The sequence below is a fragment of the Lysobacter sp. ISL-50 genome, assembly GCF_018612875.1.
GTDB lineage: Bacteria > Pseudomonadota > Gammaproteobacteria > Xanthomonadales > Xanthomonadaceae > Lysobacter.
Window position 1 is genome coordinate 19,163 of the sequence record NZ_JAGGRI010000038.1, and the last position, 18,142, is coordinate 37,304.

Genomic DNA, 18,142 nt, shown 5'->3' on the forward strand with positions numbered 1-18,142 from the left:
TCAGGCCGCGTGCGACTGCTGCTCGACCAGGGTGCCCTTGTCGAGGTGCAGTGTGTGGGTGGCGTACTCGGCGGCCTTCGGGTCATGGGTCACCATGACGATGGTCTTGCCGTGTTCGCGATTGAGCAACTGCAGCAGGTTGAGGATTTCCTCCGCCGCGTGCCGGTCCAGGTCGCCGGTGGGTTCGTCGCAGATCAGCAGGGTCGGGTCGGACACGATCGCGCGCGCGATCGCCACGCGCTGCTGCTGGCCGCCGGACAATTCGTTGGGGCGGTGCTTGCCGCGATCGGCCAGGCCGACCAGGGTCAGGGCGATCTCGGCATTGCGCTTGCGCTGGGCGCCGCCCAGCGGCGACAGCAGCAGCGGCAGTTCTACGTTCTTCTGCGCGCTCAAGGCCGGCATCAGGTTGTAGAACTGGAACACGAAGCCGACGTGGCGGCTGCGCCACTGCGACAGCTGGCCCGGGCTCATGCGGTCGATGCGCTCGCCTTCGATCGAGATTTCGCCGCCGCTGGGGTTGTCCAGGCCGCCGATCAGATTGAGCAAGGTGGTCTTGCCCGAACCCGATGGCCCCATCAGCGCGACGAAATCGCCCTTGGCGATGTCCAGGTTGATGCCGTGCAGCACTTCGACCTTTTCCGGGCCGCGCTGGTAGGTCTTGGTGAGGTTATGGATCGAAACCAGGGTTTCCATCTTCGACGTCCTCGAGCGTGTTGATTGCGGTGAATGGGCGAGGGGCGCGCTGCGCGCCGGTCGCAGATCGGTGGAGCGGCCGCGCGGGTGCGCGACGGTTCGAACTCGTTGTCGCGACCGGCCGCGGATTTCGCGGCCGCGCCGGTGGGCGCCTAAAGCGGTGCGGGCATCAGGGCCTACTTGTCCGACGAATCGGCGCCGGCGTTTTCGACACGCACGCGCGATCCGTCTTTCAGCGATTCGGGCGGGTCGAGCACGATGCTCTCGCCGCCGCTCAGGCCGGCGGTGACTTCGCGGTCGTCGCCGAGCTTGCGGCCCAGGGTCACCGCGGTCTGCGCGACTTTGTCCTGCGCGACCACGAACACCACGTCCTTGCCGTCGCGCTGGGCCAGCGCGGCGTTGGGCGCCATCGCGCTGGGCTTGGTCTGCACGGCGTTGGCCGGCTTGGCCGCTTCCAGGAAGCTGACCCGCACGCCCATCTCCGGGACGATGCGCGGATCGCGGCTCTTGATCGCGATGCGCACCTTGACCGTGGCCTTGCCGCGATCGGCGGTGGGGATGATGGCGATCACCTCGGCCGGAATCTTCCAGTCCGGGTAGGCGTTGAGGACGGCCTCGACCGGCATCTTCGGCTGCACGCGGCCGATGAAGGCTTCGCCGACATCGACTTCGATTTCCAGCGAATCCATATCGACGATGGTGCCGATGCCGGTGCGGGTGAAGCCGCCGCCGGCCGACAAGGGCGAGACGATTTCGCCCGGCTGCGCGGCCTTGGCGGTGACCACGCCGGAGAAGGGCGCGCGCACGATGGTGTTGTCCACGCCCAGGTCGGAGATGTGCAGGCTGTCGCGCGACACCTTGACGTTGCGTTGCGCGGTGTCCACCTGCGCGCGCAGCGAATCGCGCGAGGCCACGGCCTGGTCGTACTGCGACTTGGACACCAGTTGCTGCCTGACCAGCGCCGCCAGTCGGGTGGCGTTGGCTTCGGCTTCCTTGAGCTGGGCCTGCACGCGCGCGGTATCGCTTTGCGCGGCGGCGAGCTGGGCGGCGCTGAGCGAGCGCTGGGCGTCGGCGTCGATCGGGTCGAGCGTGGCCATGATCTGGCCGGCCTCCACGCGCTGGCCTTCTTCGATCATCACCTCGCGCACCTTGCCGGTGATCTTGGCCGAGACCGTGGCGATGCGGCGGGCGACGATGTAACCGGTGGCGTCGAGCACCGAGCTGCCGGCGCCGTTGCCGCCGCCGATCGCGGTGACGCTGGCGGTCTTGACCTGCGGCGCGCCGCCGCGGCCGAACGCGAACCAGCCGGCGACGGCCAGCACGATCAGCACCAGCACGACGATGCCGACGATCGTGCCGCGGCCGGGACCGGAGGACTGGGCCGGCCGGTCGCGGTCGATGCGAAGTTCCTTCAGCAGATCGGCAGATGCACTCATGTGTTCCAACCAGGACGCCAGATGTCGCCTAGTGTGACTGCGCCAGGGGAGGGCGCCAACCTGCGGAAAGTCAGTTTTTGTCAGCTGGGCCGTCGCCGGTTTTGCCTGACAACTGTCATGCCGGGCATGTGTCGACGCCCGCGAACCGTAGCGGCAACCGGTTATGCGGCGCTTGCGGTTCGGCCGCCCGGCCGGGCCATGCGCCCTCTGCGGTCAACGGCAGAGGGCGCAAGCATGTCGCGATCGGCGATCAGTAATCGGCCGGATTCGAGCTGAAGACAGCCGGCACGCTGATGTTGATGCAACCGCCGGCCGGCAGCGTGGCGGCGGTCAGCGAGATCAGATTGCTGCCGACGGTGCCGCCGCTGGCGGCCGAGCAGGTGGCGCCGCCGCTGCCGGTGCAACTCCACGGCGCCGACAGGGTCGCGCCCGGCGGCAAGGTGTCGGCGACGGCCGCGCCGTCGGCCGGGTCGGCGCCGGCCGCGTTGCAGGCCTGGATCGTGTAGGTGGTCGAGCCGCCCGGGGTGTAGGTGGTCCGCACGGGGCTCTCGGTCTTGGCGATCGACAGCGCCGCGGACGCCAGACGGTTGGTGAAGGTGCAGGTGATCGTCTGCGCGCGGCCGTTGGCGGCCGCGCCGGTCACCGAGACCGGCAAGGTGATGTTGACGCTGGTGCCGGTGCCGGTGGCGACGCTGGCGCCGGAGCCGTTCACGCAGGCGTAGGTGCTGACGTACAGCGCGGTGGTCGCCGGCGTCGGCACTTCGCTGACCGTGGTGGTGATCGCGGTGGTGGTGATGTTCTGCGCGACGGTGAGGTCGGGCGCTCCCGAGGCGCTGTTGTGGTACAGCGTGCGGAAGCCGGTGGTGTCGTTGTGGCCCGCGGCCAGGGCGAAGGCGGTGCCGCCGATGCCCAGGTCGAAGCGGCCGGTGGCGCTGGTCGGATTGAGCAGTTTGATCACCCGCACCGCCGGCTTGATCTCGATCATGTAGTCCTCGACCTCGCCGCTGTCCACGCGGCCGGTCGGGGTGGCGGTGGTGAGCTGGGTGCCCTGGGTCGCGCGCAGGCGCACGTAGCTGCGGCCGGCGGTGGTCGCGATCGGCACGGTCCAATTCAGCGCGGTGCCGGTGGCGCCGCTGGCGACGGCGTTGCACACGCCCTCACTGGTGTCGAACACGTTGTTGCGGTTGAAGTCGATCCAGCCGCACACCGTGCCGGCGGCGGTGCTGCCGCTCAGGCTGGGCGAAAGCGTATAGGTCTGTCCGATCAATCCGGTATGCAGGTTCGCCAGCGGCGTGCTCAGGCCGTCTTCGTCGTTGCCGTCGCCGGCCGCGCCGTTGTTGTCGCCGCCGGCGGCGACCGCGAACGGACTGGGCGTGACCGGCGTGGTGTCGTTGAACAGCGTCGGGTTGTCGAGATCGACGGTGGCGCCCAGGCGGATGCCATCGACGATGTGGCTGGCTGCTGCGACGGAGTCGTAGCTCGCGGGCGCGTCGCCGTAGTCTTCGTCGACGGTGGTGGTGATCAGGTAGGCGTCCGCCGTCGCCTGCAGGCCGAACGCCACGTTATTGCGCCTGGCCGCGAGCTGCACATTGAACGTAAGCGTCGTCACCGTGCCGTTGATGCGCACGCTGCCGCAGCCGGCGAGTTGGTTGGCCGGCGCGGCGGGCGCGGTGCAACTGGTGCCGTTGAACGAAGTGTTGACCAGGTCCAGGGTCGAACCGGTCACTTGCAGATTGGTCGCGCCGCCCAGCAAGGTCATGCTGACGCCTGCGGTGGTCAGCGTATGCACGGTGCGCGAGGAGATGATGTCGACCGCGCTGGCGTTCTGGCCGCCGAGTCCGACGAAATGCAGCGTCGGATTGGTGACCGGCCGGCTGTAGGTGATGGTCAGGGTGCCGCGGTTGCAGAGCACCGTCGATGCGCCGACAGTGAAGGGGCAGCCGGCATCGAGTGTTTGAAACTGGATCGCCGTCGTGGCGTTGACGGGCAAGTTCGGGGTGTACATCGTGTCCGCCGCGCCGCCGATCGCGTTCATCAGCGCGGTGTTGGAATCGATCTGAAGGTTGGCGCCGGAGACCGCGTAACTCGCGGTCAGATTCGACGGATAAGGTTTGGTCGAGGTGGCGTTGAGGCCGGTCGTTCCGGTCGCGGTGGCGTTGTTGCGCTGGACCGCGCCCGCCGTGGAGCCCCATGCCATCAGGGCCATACCCGCCGCCAGCGTCGCCAGACGCCAGTTCCGCTGTGAGCGCGCCTGCTTCCCCATAGCGATTTCCCCTGATGACGCGTTGCAAACCCTGCCCGCGGGCAAGGAGCCCTGATGCAATGACGTACAGGCGCACTCTACGACTGGCACATCCAATACGGATTCAAGCCTTAAGACTCAACACGTAATTTGTGTATTGGTGCGGCCACGGTGCGTGATCGGGGGCCGTAATGGCGTGAATTTCGCGCGCGCCGGCGGGCGATTCCGGTCCTGATCGGCCGGATTGGCGGGTGGTTTGCGCGAACCCGGGGCGTATGCACGGGGCGGAGCGGGTGCCGGAGGTCCGCGCCGCCACGGTGCCTGGGCGTGGAATCGGGGTCGGACGGTGGCCGCGGCGACGGCTGGGGCGATCGGTCAGGCAGGCCCCGGCCGGAGCCGGATCGCGGAAGCGGGGCAGGCAGTCCGCGCCCGGCGCCGCGAAGGCGCCGGACGCGTCATGACTCAGTAGTCGCCCGGGTTCGCGCTGAACCGCACCGGCACCTGCACGTTGATGCAGGTGCCGACCGGCAGGACCACGCCGGTGATCTGCACGCTGTTGCCGCCGGCCGCGCCGCCGCTGGCCGGGCAGGTCGCGGTGCCGGTGGCGGTGCAGCTCCATGGGCCGGTGAGGGTCACGCCGTTGGGCAGCGGATCGTTGACCGTGGCGCCGCTGGCCACGGCCGGGCCGGTCGGATTGCAGGCGCTCAGGGTGTAGGTGGTGGTGCCGCCCGGAGTGTAGGCGGTGGCGCCGCCGACCTCGTTCTTGGTCAGGCTCAGGGCGATGTTGACCGCGACCGGTACCGTCACCTGCGCGCACTGCGGATTGCCCGCGGCGGGACAGGTCGGCAGCGGATCGGGATCGCCGCCGCCGGCGACCGCGACGTGGTTGGTCGGCGAACCGCTGGTCGCGGCGGCGATCGCCACGTTCAAGCGCACGCTGGCGCTGGCGCCGACCGCGATCGGCGTGGTCGGAGTGAACGTGCAGGTCACCGTGCCGGTCGCCGGCAAGGTGCCGCAGTTGACCGTGCCCTGCGCGCTCGATGCCGCCGTCAGGGTGAAGCCGGCCGGCAGGGTATCGACCACGGTGATCGCCCCCACGGTCGGGCCGCTGCCGTTGTTCTGCAGGCCGATCGAGAAATAACCGTCGGCGGCCGCGCCGGTCTGGCCGGCGGCGAGGGTGCCGTTGACGGTCTTGCTCGCGGTCAACTGCGCCTGCACCACGGTCAGCACTTCGTCGGCGACCAGATTCACCAGGTTGTTGGTGTTGCTGATGCTGGAATTGGTGTTGTGGTAGACGCCGACCGTGTTCGAAGTGACGTCCACCGCGATCTGGCAGACGACCTGATTGCCGACCGCGCTGGCACCGTTCACGCTGGCGCCGGTCACGGTAATCGTGCCGGTCCCCGCGCCTGCGGCGACCGTCATGCCCGCCGGCAAGGCGCTGCCCATGGTGGCGCCCGAGGGGCAGCTGGTGCGGATGTTCGGAGTCGGCGCAACCACCACGTTGGTCGGCAGAGTGTCGAGAAAATTGATGCTGGCGGTGGCGTTGACGCTCTTGTTGGCCAGATCGAAGGTCAGCGTGGAAATGCCGCCGGTGTTGATCGTGGTCGGCGCGAAGCTCTTGGTCAGATCGACCGCGCTCAAGGCGAAGGTGATGCGGTATTCGGCGGTGAAGCTGGCCGCGCCGGACGGCACGTTCCACTGCGCGGCCATGCCGTTGTCGGTGGCGGCGTTGGCATCGATGGTGTTGTTGAGGTTGCCGGTGCCGGTGGTGCAGGGCGTGGTCGTGGTGGTGGTGCCGTTGCAGATCAGCGACTGCGCCTGGCTGTAGGTCGCGCTGAAATAGCGGTCCCAGTTCGGCGTGCCCGAGGACGGCTCCCACCACAGCGCTTCGAACTGATTGTTCTTGATCACGCCGACCAGATCCGGCCGGCCGCTGGTGTTGCCCGGCGTGGTGCGGGTGAAACCCGGGCCGTTATCGCCGCCCAGCAGATAGGTGTCTACGTTCTGATACAGCTTGATCGTCGCGCCGGTGGCCGGCATGCCGCTCACCGCGACCCGGCGAGTGAACCAGGCCTGCGGGATGATGTAGCTATCGACGATGGTGACGGTGATGGCGTTGTCCGGAGCCCCGGGCCGCAGCACCGTGGTCGTCGTATACGGCGAGGCCGCCGTGCCGGTGCCGGCGAGCGCGGTTTGCGAGACCTGGGTGAAGGTCGAGAACGGCGCGCCCGCGGCGTTGTCGGCGTTGGTGTAGATGCGGGTGGTGGCGTTGGTGCCGCGGTCCACGCGCAGATAGACGCTGTTGAACATCGAGCCCGAGTTCGGCAAGGCGGTGTTCGAATACACCTGATTGGCATTGGCCAGCCGTACCTGGAACTGGCTGTTGCTGCCCCAGGTCACCAGCAGACCGTCGGAGCCGTTGGCGAGCACGCCGCCGGTGCTGTTGGCCGCGCGCTGGGTGGTGGCGCCGTTGCCGTGGGCCGCGCCGGCCAAAGTCATCAGGCACACGCACAGCGTCCAGGCGGTCCTGCGACCGATGCGGGTCAAACGATTCATGTAATCCCCTATTACGAGCCTTACTGCGAAGGTTCGGGCGCGCTGACGCTGCCTGGCTGCCCCGGCCCCCTGGCCGATGCCCGGGTCGCCGTTTGATGATTCGCGGCATTAAAAATGTGCCGACAATCACATTTTGTCTGAAAGCGGGGGCGAATGCCAAGCCCGGGGAGGCACGGAGCGTAAAAGGGCTGAACTGGGCTCCCGGCCGGGACGGGAGCGGCGGCGAACCGGCCGGGCCGGGCCGTCGCTCAGGCGCGGACGGATTCGAACCGGTCTGGCCGCAAGGTCATTAAAGAGAAGGGGAGCCTGCGGATCGCCGCGGCCGGGTCAGTCCGCGGCGCGGCCCGGCCGTTCGCGGCGCAACCGCGCCAGACGCGCGCGCACCGCCTCGATCAGGGCCGGCAGCGACTCATAGCGCGGCACACCGTAGCGGTCGGCGGTGATATCGACATTGCCCTTGCGCCAGAACCCGTCCGGGCAGGCCAGCAACAACTTCCCGGAGGCGGCATGCAGGCCGAGTTCGAGCAGGCTTACCGGGCTTTGCGAGCCGGGCTGCAGATACATCAGGATCACGTCCGCGCGCTGCAGCGCCGCCAGTTCCCATTCGACCTGGCGGCGGAATTCGGGCTCCTGCGCCACCGGTTTCCAGGCCGGGTTCCAGTCCTCGCGGCGCGGATTGAGCAGGATCACCCCTTCGTCGGCGAGTTCGCGCGCCGCCTGCGCCTGCCAGTCGCTGGAACCGCCCATGTCGATGCTGCCGGCCAGGAACACCGTCAGCCGGCCGTCGCGCGGCAGCGGTTGCGGCGAGCGCACGGTGACCGAGACGCCGGCCGGGGCGGGAGTTTCGCTGGCCTGGGTCGGCAGCGTCGTCATCGTCGCCATCGCCAAAGTGATCGACACCAACACAGCTTTCATCGCGGCGAACCCGGGCGCGGAGGGACGGACGGGCCGCGGACAACGGGCGCCATCCGCGGTCTGCGTAGCGAAGCGATCAAGCCGCCGCGCGCGCCTTCAGCATGGCGTACACCGCGCGCAGCCCCTGCGCCTCGCCGCCGGCCGGACGGCCCGGGCGGTCGGCGTCGTTCCAGCTGTAGACGTCCAGGTGCGCCCAGGCCAGGTCGGCCGGGACGAAGCGCTCCAGATACAGCGCCGCGGTCACCGAGCCGGCCATCTTCGACGGCCCGCCGTTGGCGATGTCGGCGATGTGGCTGGTCAGATAGCGCAGATACGGACGCCACAGCGGCATGCGCCAGACTTGATCGCGCTGATGCGCGCCGGCGTCCAGCCATTGGTTGGCGATCTCGTCCTGATTGGAATACAGCGCCGGCAGATCCGGGCCCAGCGCGATCCGCGCCGCGCCGGTGAGGGTGGCGAAATCCAGCAGGAGTTCGGGCGATTGCTCGCCGGCGTAGGTCAGCGCGTCGCACAGGATCACGCGGCCCTCGGCGTCGGTGTTGTCGATCTCCACGCTGATGCCCTGGCGCGTGGCGATCACCTCGCCCGGCCGGAACGCATCCGGACCGACTGCGTTCTCGACCGCCGGCACCAGCATCGTGATCCGCAGCGGCAGCTTGCGCGCCATGATCAGTTCGGCCAGCGCGATCGCGTGCGCCGCGCCGCCCATGTCCTTCTTCATCCAGCGCATGCCGTCGGCCGGCTTGAGGTCCAGGCCGCCGGTGTCGAAGCACACGCCCTTGCCGACGATGGCGATATGCGGATGCGATTCATCGCCCCAGCGCAACGCGATCAGGCGCGGGGCGCGATGCGAGGCGCGGCCGACGGCGTGGATCGCGGGGAAGTTCTGCGCGATCAGCGCATCGCCGGTAACCACATCGATGTCGGCGCCGAAGCGCTGCGCGATCTCGCGCGAGACCGCTTCCAGTTCCTCCGGGCCCATGTGCTCGGTCGGGGTGTTGACCAGATCGCGCACGCGCAGGCTGGCCGCGAGCAGGGCGAAGATTTCGTCGTCGGTCGCGGCGTCGGTGTGCAACAGCGCCGGTGCGCGCGAAGGCGTCTTGTAGCGGCTGAAGCGGTAGCTGCCCAAGCCCCAGCCCAGGCGCAAGGCATCGCGGATCGCCGCGTCGTGCTCGCCCTGCAGGCGCCAGCTGCGCGCCGGCAGCGCGAACGGCGCGTGGCCGTAGGAATAGGGATCGAGCGCGTCGCCGATGCCGAGCGCGGCGCCGGCCAGTTCGCCGTGTTCGCCGGGCAGTACCAGCACGGTGCCGGCGGAGCCGTCGAAACCCTGCGCCTGGGCCCAGGCCGCGGCCGCGGGCGTGAGCGCGTCGCGCCAGGCGTTGAAGCCGACGCGGCCGACCAGGGCCAGCGGCAGGGCGTCGGCGTCGGAAGAGGTGAAGCCCAAAGGCAGAGTCATGCGGCTGCGGTGTCCGTGCGATGCGCCGTGTCCAGCCAGTCGGCCAGTTCGGCAAGGGTGGTGAATTCCAGGTCGGGCCGCAGGTGCGCGTGCGGCCAGCGGCGGTCTTCGCGATTGATCCAGCACGTGCGCAGGCCGGCCTGGGCGCCGCCGACGATGTCGAGTTCGATGTCGTCGCCGACGTGCAGCACCTGCGCCGGCTCCAGCTCCAGGCGCGAGCAGGCGGCGTGGAAGATGCTCGCATCGGGCTTGGCGCGGCCGTGTTCGCGCGCGCCCAGCTGGAAGCGGAACAGCGGCATCAGCCCGATCTTGACCAGATCGGCGTTGCCGTTGGTGAGCGCGGCCAGCGGCAGCCGCGCCGCCAGCCGCTGCAGCGCGGCTTCGCTGTCGGCGTAGTGCTCGACCTCGCAGCGCGCGGCGAAGAACACGTCGAAGGCCGGCGCGGCCAGGGCGATGTCGTCGCCGGACTCGCGCAGCATGCGTTCCAGGGTGAGGCGGCGCTGGGTGGTGTAGTCGTGGGCCAGATCGGGCCGTTGCACGGCGATCTCATCGCGCAACGCGCGCATGGCCTGCACCGGAAACCGCTGCGCGGTATTGGGCGCGTGCTGGCGCAGCCAGTCGTCGAGTACGCCTTCGGCGCGCAGCATGACCGGCGCGATCGGCCAGACAGTGTCGTCGAGGTCCAGGGTGATGGCACGGACGGGAAAGCTCATCCGCCCATTTTAGCGCGCGCCGCGCCGCTGAATGGGTGATGCAGGCGACAGGCCGGCCGCGGCACACGCCGGCCGCGGCCGGCGAATCCCTGTGGGAGGGCCTTCAGGCCCGACGCTGTTGGTTCCGGTCGCCGAAATCGCGAAAGGCAGGCCGCGATTGCGGCGGCCGGCAGACCCGGCCCCGCGCCCTCACTCCATCAACTTCGACCACCCCTCCATGCCTTCGATGCGCGCCAGCACCAGCTTCACGCACACCAGCAACGGCACCGCCAGCAGCAGGCCGACGATGCCCCACAGCCAACCGAAGAACATCAACGCCAGCATGAGCACCAGCGGCGACAGGCGCATGCGCCGGCCCAGCACGATCGGCGTCACCGCCTGCGATTCGATGGTGTGCAGCAACAGGTACAAGCCCGCCGGCAGCAGCGACGCGCCCGGATCGTCGAAAGCGACGAAGCCCATCAGCAGCATCACCGCGATGCCGATCAACGGCCCCACGAACGGCGCGAAATTCAGGATCGCCGCCATCGTGCCCCACAGCAGCGACTCCTGCGGCGGCACGCCCAGCGCAAACAGCGCGCAGGCCAGCGCCAGGCCCAGGCCGCTGTTGATCAGGCTGATGGTCAGCACGTAGCGCGAGATTTCGCGCTCGATCGAATGCAGGATGTCGATGGTGAGTTTTTTCTTCTGCTGATTCGGCAGCAGCGCGATCGCATTGCGTTGCAGCGATTCGCCGAAGACCATGAAGAAGAAGGTCAGCAGCACCACCGCCAGCACCTGGGCGACGTAGCGCGGCGTCGCGGTCAGCGAGCGATAGGGATCGTTGAGTTCGGTCTTGACCACCTGCACCGGCTTGGCCGTGCTTTCGCCGCCGGCGGCGCGGGCGAAATTCTGCGCGGCGCGGTTGGCCTCCTGCAGCGGCTTGGTCATCTGCCGCAGCTTCGGCCCGACCTGCTTGAGTTCGCGCGGCACCTGCCGCACCCACTCGCTGGCCGGCTCGGCCAGTTGCAGGGTCAGCGTGCCGGCGATGGCCAGCCCGCCGATCAGCACGATCAGCGCCGCCAGCGCCCGCGGCAAGCGCAGCTTGCCGAGCAGGCGCAGGATCGGATTGCCGACCAGGGCGAAGAACGCCGCGAGCAGGATCGGCAGGATCAGTTCCTGCGCGGCCCACAGGGTGTAGCCGACGGCCAGCGCGGCCAGGACCAGCAGCGAGACCGGGCCGGGCGGGCGCGGCGGGGTGGCGGAGGTTTGCGCGGAGTCGGCGCCGGGGTCGGCGGCGGCCGTTTCCGGCGATCCCGGCCGGGGCGTGATCGGCTCAGGCGGCGAGGCGGGATCGGCGGCGTCGGGCGGTGGCGGCGTGGACGGATTCAAGGCGGCGGGATCGTGCATTCGGCAGACGCGCACTGTGCGCCGTCGTGCGTGAGGGCGCCAGCATGCGTGTGGGGTAGGGCCTGCGCGATCCGGGGGCGGTGGTGGGAGGGAGCTTTTGTGGGAGGGGTGTTTTTGTGGGAGGGAGCTTTAGCCCCGATGCTGTTCGATCAGCAGTGGTGAGAGTCGGGTGCGAGCGGAGACAAAAGCATCGGGGCTAAAGCTCCCTCCCACAAAAGCTATCGCTCGTGGCTTGGAGGTCCACTGTGGGAGGGCCTTTCAGGCCCGATGCTGTTCGATCAGCAGTGGTGAGAGTCGGGTGCGAGCGGAGACAAAAGCATCGGGGCTAAAGCTCCCTCCCACAAAAAAGCTATCGCTCGTGGCTTGGAGGTCCACTGTGGGAGGGCCTTTCAGGCCCGACGCTGTTCGATCAGCAGTGGTGAGAGTCGGGTACGAGCGGAGACAAAAGCATCGGGGCTAAAGCTCCCTCCCACAAAAGCTCCCCCACAAAAGCTCCCCCACAAAAGCTTCCTCCCGCAAAAGTTTCACTACTGAATCAAGCCGCGTCGCGCCGTGCAGCCGACGCCGGCGCGCCCGTCGCCGCCTGCGCGCTATCGGCCGCATGCCCCGCCTCGCGCGCGGCATGGCCGGCCTGACTGGCGGCCTGATCCGCATGTTCGGCGGCTTCCTGCGCGCCGCTGCCGGCGAACAGCCCGGACAGCATCGTCACCATCTGCATCAAGGTGCCGCTCTTGACCGCGATCTTGACCGGTTCGGCGCGGCCCATGACGAAACCGCTCACCAACCCCGCAATGATGATCCGCCCCGGCGTCCACGCCTCCCGCCAGGTTTTCTTCAACACTTCCTTGCGCTCGACAGCCTGCTGAAAGCGCCCCTCCAGCAACTGCTCGCGCTTGTCCACCCGCCGTTGCAGACGATCGAACCGGCTCATCGCGCCTCCGTCTTGTGCGATCCGATCTCGCGATCGTCGTCGTCGTCGTCGCCCAGGCCCAGCCGGCGCAGTTGCCGCCGCGTCGCCGACAAGCGGGTGTATTCGAAATAACGCAGCGCCTGCCACACGCCGACGGCGGTCACCACCAGGCTCAGTCCGGCCGCAGCCGACATCGACGCCAGCCACGACCAGCCCAGGATGCCCTGCAGCAGCGCGATCAACGCCGCCATCAGCAACAGCCACGACGACGCGCCGAAGATGATCGCCACGCTCACCCACAGCAAAGCCCGGCCCAGGGCGCTGCGGGCGAGGGCGAAGTCCGCGATCAGCAGGCCGCGCAGCGCGCGGCCGGTGTCGAGCGCGGCGGAAAGGCCTTCGCGCCCGGCGTCGCTGATCTCGCGGAAGGCATCGTCGATCGACGGCGGCGGCCCCTGGCGGGGCGCGCGGCCGGCGTGCGCGGCGTCGTCCGCCTCGCGATCGGTGGGCGGCGTGTCGCTCACGCTTACTTGTCGCCGCTGCGGGCGAGCTTGGCGATGATGAAGCCGGCGGCGAAGGCCACGCCGAAGGAGGCCAGCGGACGCTCGCGCACCAGTTCGGCGGCGCTTTCGATCAGGTCGCGGCCCTTGTCCATGAGCGCATCGACTTGCTCGCGCGCGGCGCCGCCGGCGTTCTCGGCCGCGGCGATGCCGGCCAGCGCGCTGTCGGCCAGGCCGGACTTCACGTTGGCCTTGCCGATCTTCAATTCTTCGCCGGCCACGCCGGCGGCGTTGCGGATCGCTTCGCCGGCATCGCTGGCGGCCTGCTTGAGATGGGTGCCGGCTTCGCCGAGGTTGCTCTTGATGGCGTCAGTCGAGGTAGGGGTCATCGGGTGTTCCTCCGTGCTGCATGGAATGGAACCGCTGAACGAATCCAGGGCTCTAGCGGGCCGTCGCGGGGCCGGGCGGTGCCTGCCCTCGACGGTGGTAAGCGACGCGCCGCGCGCGGCGCCCGGGTGCAACGGATTGCTTGTCGGTGGAACCTCCGGACCGGCCGGCGCGCGGGCCGATGGATTCCGGATCGTTGAACCTCATCGCCGCGACCGCGGCGACGGATTCGACATCGGCCGACGCAGTGCGATCGACCAGGCATCGCGCCGCGTGAGCCGATCTTAACGGCCGCGCGTGTCGATGCGGTTATTGCATCTGCAGATTGCCGCCGCCGTTGCCGCGCTGGATGCGCAGGATCAACTGTGCCGGATTGCGCGTGAAGCTCGCGCGGAAACCCGGAAGATCGTCGAATTCGCCGCTGCTGGCCGCAAGCACGATGTCGTCCTTGCGCAAATTGTTCGCCTCGGCGCGACTGCCGCGGGCCACGTTTTCCACCACCACGCCGGAGAAACCCGATTGGCGCAGGCGTTCGGGCAATTCGCCGAAGGTCGCGCCGCTCAGGCGCGGGTCCAGTTCGGTGCCGGCGATGGACTTGGGCTGTTCACGCAAGGTGGCGTTGAGCTGCAGCGGCTGGCCGTCGCGGCGCACCTCCAGCGCGATCTTGCTGCCGATCGACTGCAGGCCTTCGAAATTGCGCAGCGCATCGCGCCCGTCCAGGCGCTGGCCGTTGGCGCCGAGGATCACATCGCCCGGCTTGAGCCCCGCCGCCGCCGCCGCGCTGCCGGCGAACACGCGCGAGACCAGTGCGCCGCGCGCTTCGCCCAGCTTGAGGCCGGCGGCGAGCTGCGGTGTCACGTCCTGCGTCTCCAGGCCCAGCGTGCCGCGGCGCACAACGCCGTTGTTGGCGATCAGCTGGTCCTTGATGTTGCGCGCCAGATTGACCGGAATCGCGAAGCCCAGGCCGATGTTGCCGGCCATGCTGCCCTGCGGATTGAAGCTGGCGGTATTGATGCCGACCAGTTCGCCGTTGAGATTGACCAGCGCGCCGCCGGAGTTGCCCGGATTGATCGAGGCGTCGGTCTGGATGAAGTTCTGGTAGCCCAGCCCGCGCAGACCGCTGCGGCCCACCGCCGAGACGATGCCCGAAGTCACGGTCTGGCCGATGCCGAAGGGATTGCCGACCGCGACCACGAAATCGCCGACCTTCAATCCGTCGGAGTCGGCCAGGACGATCGCGCTGAGGTTCTGCGCCGGAATCCGCATCAGCGCCACGTCGGTGTCCGGGTCCGAACCGATGAAGTCGGCCTTGACCGTGCGCCCGTCGGCCAGGGTCACCGAGACCTCGTCCGCGCCTTCGATCACATGGTGATTGGTCAGCACGTAGCCGTTCCTGGCATCGATGATCACGCCAGAGCCCAGCGACTCGTTGATCCGTTCCTGCGGGATGTTGGGAAACATGCGGCGGAAGATCGGATCGTTGGCGAATGGATTGCGGATGCGCACGGTCTGCTTGGTGTGCACGCTGACCACGGCCGGGGTGACCTTCTGCAGCATCGGCGCCAGCGAAGGCAGGGCCTGTCCGCTCACCGAGGCCGGCAACGCGGCGGTGGTGGGGACGGGCAGCAGGGCGGACGCGGCCGGCGAGGCCTGGGCCGGGGCCTGCAATCCGTCGCGGATCGCGGTGGCGGCGAAGCCGCCGAAGGCAGCGGCCAGGGCAAGAGTCATCAGGGTCGGCAAGGGGCGCATCGCGTTGCGGTTCCGGTTGAGCGTGAAAGGGAGCGGAGCGGTCTGACTAACGATGTGGGCGCGACGGGGCAGAGCCAACCGCGGGGTACGAATCCACCGCCGGCGGGCGACGAACTTGGACTGCGACCGCCGCGACTCGTTCAGTGCCGGCCGCGTTCAGTGTCGAAGACCGGCAATAAATAACCGATGAAGTGCGTCGGCGCAGCGCCGCCATCGCGCGCCGCCGCGGCCGCGGCCATCGAGGGCGCATCCAGGCACGAGTAATGGCGTCCCGGGACTGAATCGGACACGCATCGGGATACGCATTTTGTGACGGTGCCATGTCGCGAAAAGCGTGATAGTCATCAACAAGCCGTTGACTTCCAGGAAAGCCGGGCGTAGCTTGAGTTCCCTGCGGGGCCACAACATCTAGTGGTTGGTTCCGTGGAGGGAGCCCAAGCGTAGGGGTTCAGCTTGGGATGGTCTCAGCGTCTCCTTAGAAGTGAGCGGGCTCATGACGAGAGCGGACGCGAACCTCAAAACATCCAAATCAGCCGCTCGCGGCGCGTAACAACGCGCTCGCGCGCTTTGTCGTCGGCGGGGGGCTGACGACGGCTGGAAATCCCCGCGCCGGACCTGGTCCGGCGCAGGCTGCAACACCCGCGACGGTCCGTACACACGTGAATCGATACACAACATGTAGGTAAGGACATCCGAAGCGGAACACATACGATCGTCCCGATTACCGTTCGACCCGATCCAACCGCTTCACCGCAGCACCGCGACACCATCGGCTACACCCCGATTACCTCGTACAAAAAAGAAACCACCGGCGGCGGGCGCAACCCAACGGCCCGCCGCCAATAGAAGGAGATGAAACAGGCATGAGCACCGTGCGCCTCGAGGCGGTCAAGAATCCGGCGGCAGAGCAAGAGATCGCCCTGCAGCCCGCGTCCCAGGACATCTGGGACAAGAAGTACCGCCTCAAGACCAAGAGCGGCGAAGCGGTAGACGCCGATATCGACGGCACCTATCTGCGAGTCGCCCGCGCTCTGGCCGATGCCGAGCCCAACGCCGAGAAGCAGCAGTACTGGTACGAGCGCTTCGCCTGGGCCCTGCGCCGCGGCGCGATCCCGGCCGGGCGCATCACCTCCAACGCCGGCGCCCTGGAACACAAGCCGGCGACCTCGACGATCAACTGCACCGTCTCGGGCACCATCGAAGACTCGATGGACGGCATCCTGGAGAAGGTCCACGAAGCCGGCCTCACCCTCAAGGCGGGTTGCGGCATCGGTTACGAATTCAGCACCCTGCGGCCGCGCGGCGCCTTCGTCGCCGGCGCCGGGGCGTACACGTCCGGTCCGATGTCCTTCATGGATATCTACGACAAGATGTGCTTCACCGTGTCCTCCGCCGGCGGCCGCCGCGGCGCCCAGATGGGCACCTTCGACGTCAGCCACCCCGACGTGAAGGACTTCATCCGCGCCAAGCGCGAAGACGGCCGCCTGCGCCAGTTCAACCTGTCGCTGCTGATCACCGACGGCTTCATGGACGCGGTGAAAGTGGACGCCGACTGGCCGCTGGTGTTCCCGGTCAACATCAAGGAGCGCGGCGACGTCGATCTGGACAACGCCGAGCAAGTGGTCTGGCGCGACTGGCCGACCGCGCGCAACTACATCTCGCGCGAAGACGGCCTGGTCGCCTGCAAGATCTACGGCCACATCCGCGCCCGCCACCTGTGGGACATGATCATGGTCTCCACCTACGACTACGCCGAGCCCGGGTTCATCCTGATCGACCGCGTCAACGAGATGAACAACAACTGGTGGTGCGAGACCATCCGCGCCACCAACCCCTGCGGCGAACAACCGCTGCCGCCCTACGGCGCCTGCCTGCTGGGTTCGGTCAACCTGACCAAGTTCGTGCGCAACGCCTTCACCGACCGGGCCGAGTTCGACTGGGAGGAATACAAGGAAGTCGTGCGCGTGTTCACCCGCATGCTCGACAACGTGGTCGAAGTGAACGGACTGCCGCTGCAGCGCCAGCGCGACGAAATCATGCGCAAGCGCCGCCACGGCATGGGCTTCCTCGGCCTGGGCAGCACCGTGACCATGCTCAAGATGAAGTACGGCTCGGAGCAGTCGTGCGAGTTCACCGAGCGCATCGCCCGCGAAATGGCCGTGGCCGGCTGGGAAATGGGCCTGGCGCTGGCCAAGGAGAAGGGCGCCGCCCCGATCATGGAAGAGCGCTTCGAGGTCACCGCCGAAATGCTGCGCAAGCGTCCGGAGATGAAGGCCGATGGCTGGAAGATCGGCCAGGAGATCCCGGGCAAGGTCCTGCACGCCAAGTACTCGCGCTACATGCAGCGGGTGGCCGAAGTGGCGCCGGAACTGGTCGAGGAACTGGCCGACATCGGCAGCCGCTTCACCCACCACAGCTCGATCGCGCCGACCGGCACCATCTCGCTGTCGCTGGCCAACAACGCCTCCAACGGCATCGAGCCGTCCTTTGCCCATCACTACAGCCGCAACGTGATCCGCGAAGGCAAGAAGTCCAAGGAAAAGGTCGACGTCTATTCCTTCGAGCTGCTGGCCTACCGCGAGCTGATCAACGCCCGCGCCATGCCGTTCAGCGAAGAGGCCGACTCCAGGCTGCCCGACTACTTCATTTCCGCCGACGACATCAGCCCGAAAGAGCACGTCGATGTCCAGGCCGCTGCGCAGAAATGGGTCGACAGCTCGATTTCCAAGACCGCGAACGTCCCCACGGACTATCCGTACGAGGACTTCAAGGACATCTACCGCTACGCCCACGAGCAAGGCCTGAAGGGTTGCACCACCTTCCGTTTCAACCCGGCCGCCTTCCAGGGCGTGCTGGTCAAGGAAGCGGACCTGGAGAACACCACCTACCGTTTCGAGCTCGAAGACGGCAGCGTGCTCGAGGTCAAGGGCAACGAACAGATCGAATACGACGGCGAGATGCACACCGCCGCGAACCTGTTCGACGCCCTGAAAGAAGGCTATTACGGCAAGTTCTGACGGCGCGCCCGCCGCGCGCGGCCCGGGAAGTCGGATCGATTCCGGGGACGCGCAAGGCGGGCGGTCGCATTCAGCCGCGGCGCCCGCCGAGCGTCTTCGCGCAGGCCCGCGACCGGTCCGGTCCGGCGTCCCGGGCCGGCGCCAACGACCGCCCCGGCAGCGCCGGTAACCGCGACGAA

At 68.2% G+C, this 18,142-nt stretch carries 13 protein-coding genes; 1 reads left to right on the top strand and 12 read right to left on the bottom strand.

Going from position 1 to position 18,142, the window contains the following annotated elements; translation table 11 throughout:
* From J7J50_RS20060 to J7J50_RS20115, 12 genes are all read right to left on the bottom strand, one after another.
* Nucleotides 1–693, bottom strand: coding sequence for an ABC transporter ATP-binding protein (locus J7J50_RS20060; RefSeq protein WP_215057162.1), 693 nt, complete (start codon nucleotides 691–693; stop codon nucleotides 1–3).
* 176 nt (nucleotides 694–869) lie between these two features.
* Nucleotides 870–2,129, bottom strand: a complete 1,260-nt coding sequence (locus J7J50_RS20065; RefSeq protein WP_215057161.1) for an efflux RND transporter periplasmic adaptor subunit — start codon at nucleotides 2,127–2,129, stop codon at nucleotides 870–872.
* A 250-nt stretch (nucleotides 2,130–2,379) separates the two neighbouring features.
* On the bottom strand, nucleotides 2,380–4,335 hold the full coding sequence (locus tag J7J50_RS20070; protein ID WP_215057160.1) for a GEVED domain-containing protein: 1,956 nt from the start codon (nucleotides 4,333–4,335) through the stop codon (nucleotides 2,380–2,382).
* A 498-nt stretch (nucleotides 4,336–4,833) separates the two neighbouring features.
* Nucleotides 4,834–6,930 carry a DUF11 domain-containing protein gene (locus J7J50_RS20075; protein WP_215057159.1) on the bottom strand — a complete coding sequence of 699 codons (2,097 nt, stop codon included), beginning with the start codon at nucleotides 6,928–6,930 and terminating at the stop codon, nucleotides 4,834–4,836.
* Between the two features lie 327 nt (nucleotides 6,931–7,257).
* Nucleotides 7,258–7,845 (bottom strand): nucleoside 2-deoxyribosyltransferase domain-containing protein, encoded by a 588-nt coding sequence (locus J7J50_RS20080; RefSeq protein WP_215057158.1) that lies wholly within the window; start codon nucleotides 7,843–7,845, stop codon nucleotides 7,258–7,260.
* A gap of 76 nt (nucleotides 7,846–7,921) precedes the next feature.
* Nucleotides 7,922–9,301 carry a leucyl aminopeptidase family protein gene (locus J7J50_RS20085; RefSeq protein ID WP_215057157.1) on the bottom strand — a complete coding sequence of 460 codons (1,380 nt, stop codon included), beginning with the start codon at nucleotides 9,299–9,301 and terminating at the stop codon, nucleotides 7,922–7,924.
* Nucleotides 9,298–10,014, bottom strand: a complete 717-nt coding sequence (locus tag J7J50_RS20090; RefSeq protein ID WP_215057156.1) for an HAD-IA family hydrolase — start codon at nucleotides 10,012–10,014, stop codon at nucleotides 9,298–9,300. The genes J7J50_RS20085 and J7J50_RS20090 overlap by 4 nt, the downstream gene beginning before the upstream one ends.
* Nucleotides 10,015–10,203: 189 nt before the next feature.
* Entirely contained in the window at nucleotides 10,204–11,403 is a 1,200-nt protein-coding gene (locus tag J7J50_RS20095) for an AI-2E family transporter (protein WP_215057155.1), read from the bottom strand.
* A gap of 535 nt (nucleotides 11,404–11,938) precedes the next feature.
* Nucleotides 11,939–12,334 carry a hypothetical protein gene (locus J7J50_RS20100; RefSeq protein ID WP_215057154.1) on the bottom strand — a complete coding sequence of 132 codons (396 nt, stop codon included), beginning with the start codon at nucleotides 12,332–12,334 and terminating at the stop codon, nucleotides 11,939–11,941.
* On the bottom strand, nucleotides 12,331–12,750 hold the full coding sequence (locus tag J7J50_RS20105) for a phage holin family protein (RefSeq protein ID WP_215057211.1): 420 nt from the start codon (nucleotides 12,748–12,750) through the stop codon (nucleotides 12,331–12,333). Before J7J50_RS20105 ends, J7J50_RS20100 begins: the two co-directional genes overlap by 4 nt.
* Before the next feature lie 86 nt (nucleotides 12,751–12,836).
* Nucleotides 12,837–13,199, bottom strand: coding sequence for a hypothetical protein (locus J7J50_RS20110; protein ID WP_215057153.1), 363 nt, complete (start codon nucleotides 13,197–13,199; stop codon nucleotides 12,837–12,839).
* A gap of 307 nt (nucleotides 13,200–13,506) precedes the next feature.
* On the bottom strand, nucleotides 13,507–14,946 hold the full coding sequence (locus J7J50_RS20115) for a Do family serine endopeptidase (protein WP_215057152.1): 1,440 nt from the start codon (nucleotides 14,944–14,946) through the stop codon (nucleotides 13,507–13,509).
* An 863-nt stretch (nucleotides 14,947–15,809) separates the two neighbouring features.
* Between J7J50_RS20115 and J7J50_RS20120 the strand changes: the two genes are divergently transcribed.
* Nucleotides 15,810–17,963 carry an adenosylcobalamin-dependent ribonucleoside-diphosphate reductase gene (locus tag J7J50_RS20120; protein ID WP_215057151.1) on the top strand — a complete coding sequence of 718 codons (2,154 nt, stop codon included), beginning with the start codon at nucleotides 15,810–15,812 and terminating at the stop codon, nucleotides 17,961–17,963.
* Nucleotides 17,964–18,142: the final 179 nt, after the last annotated feature.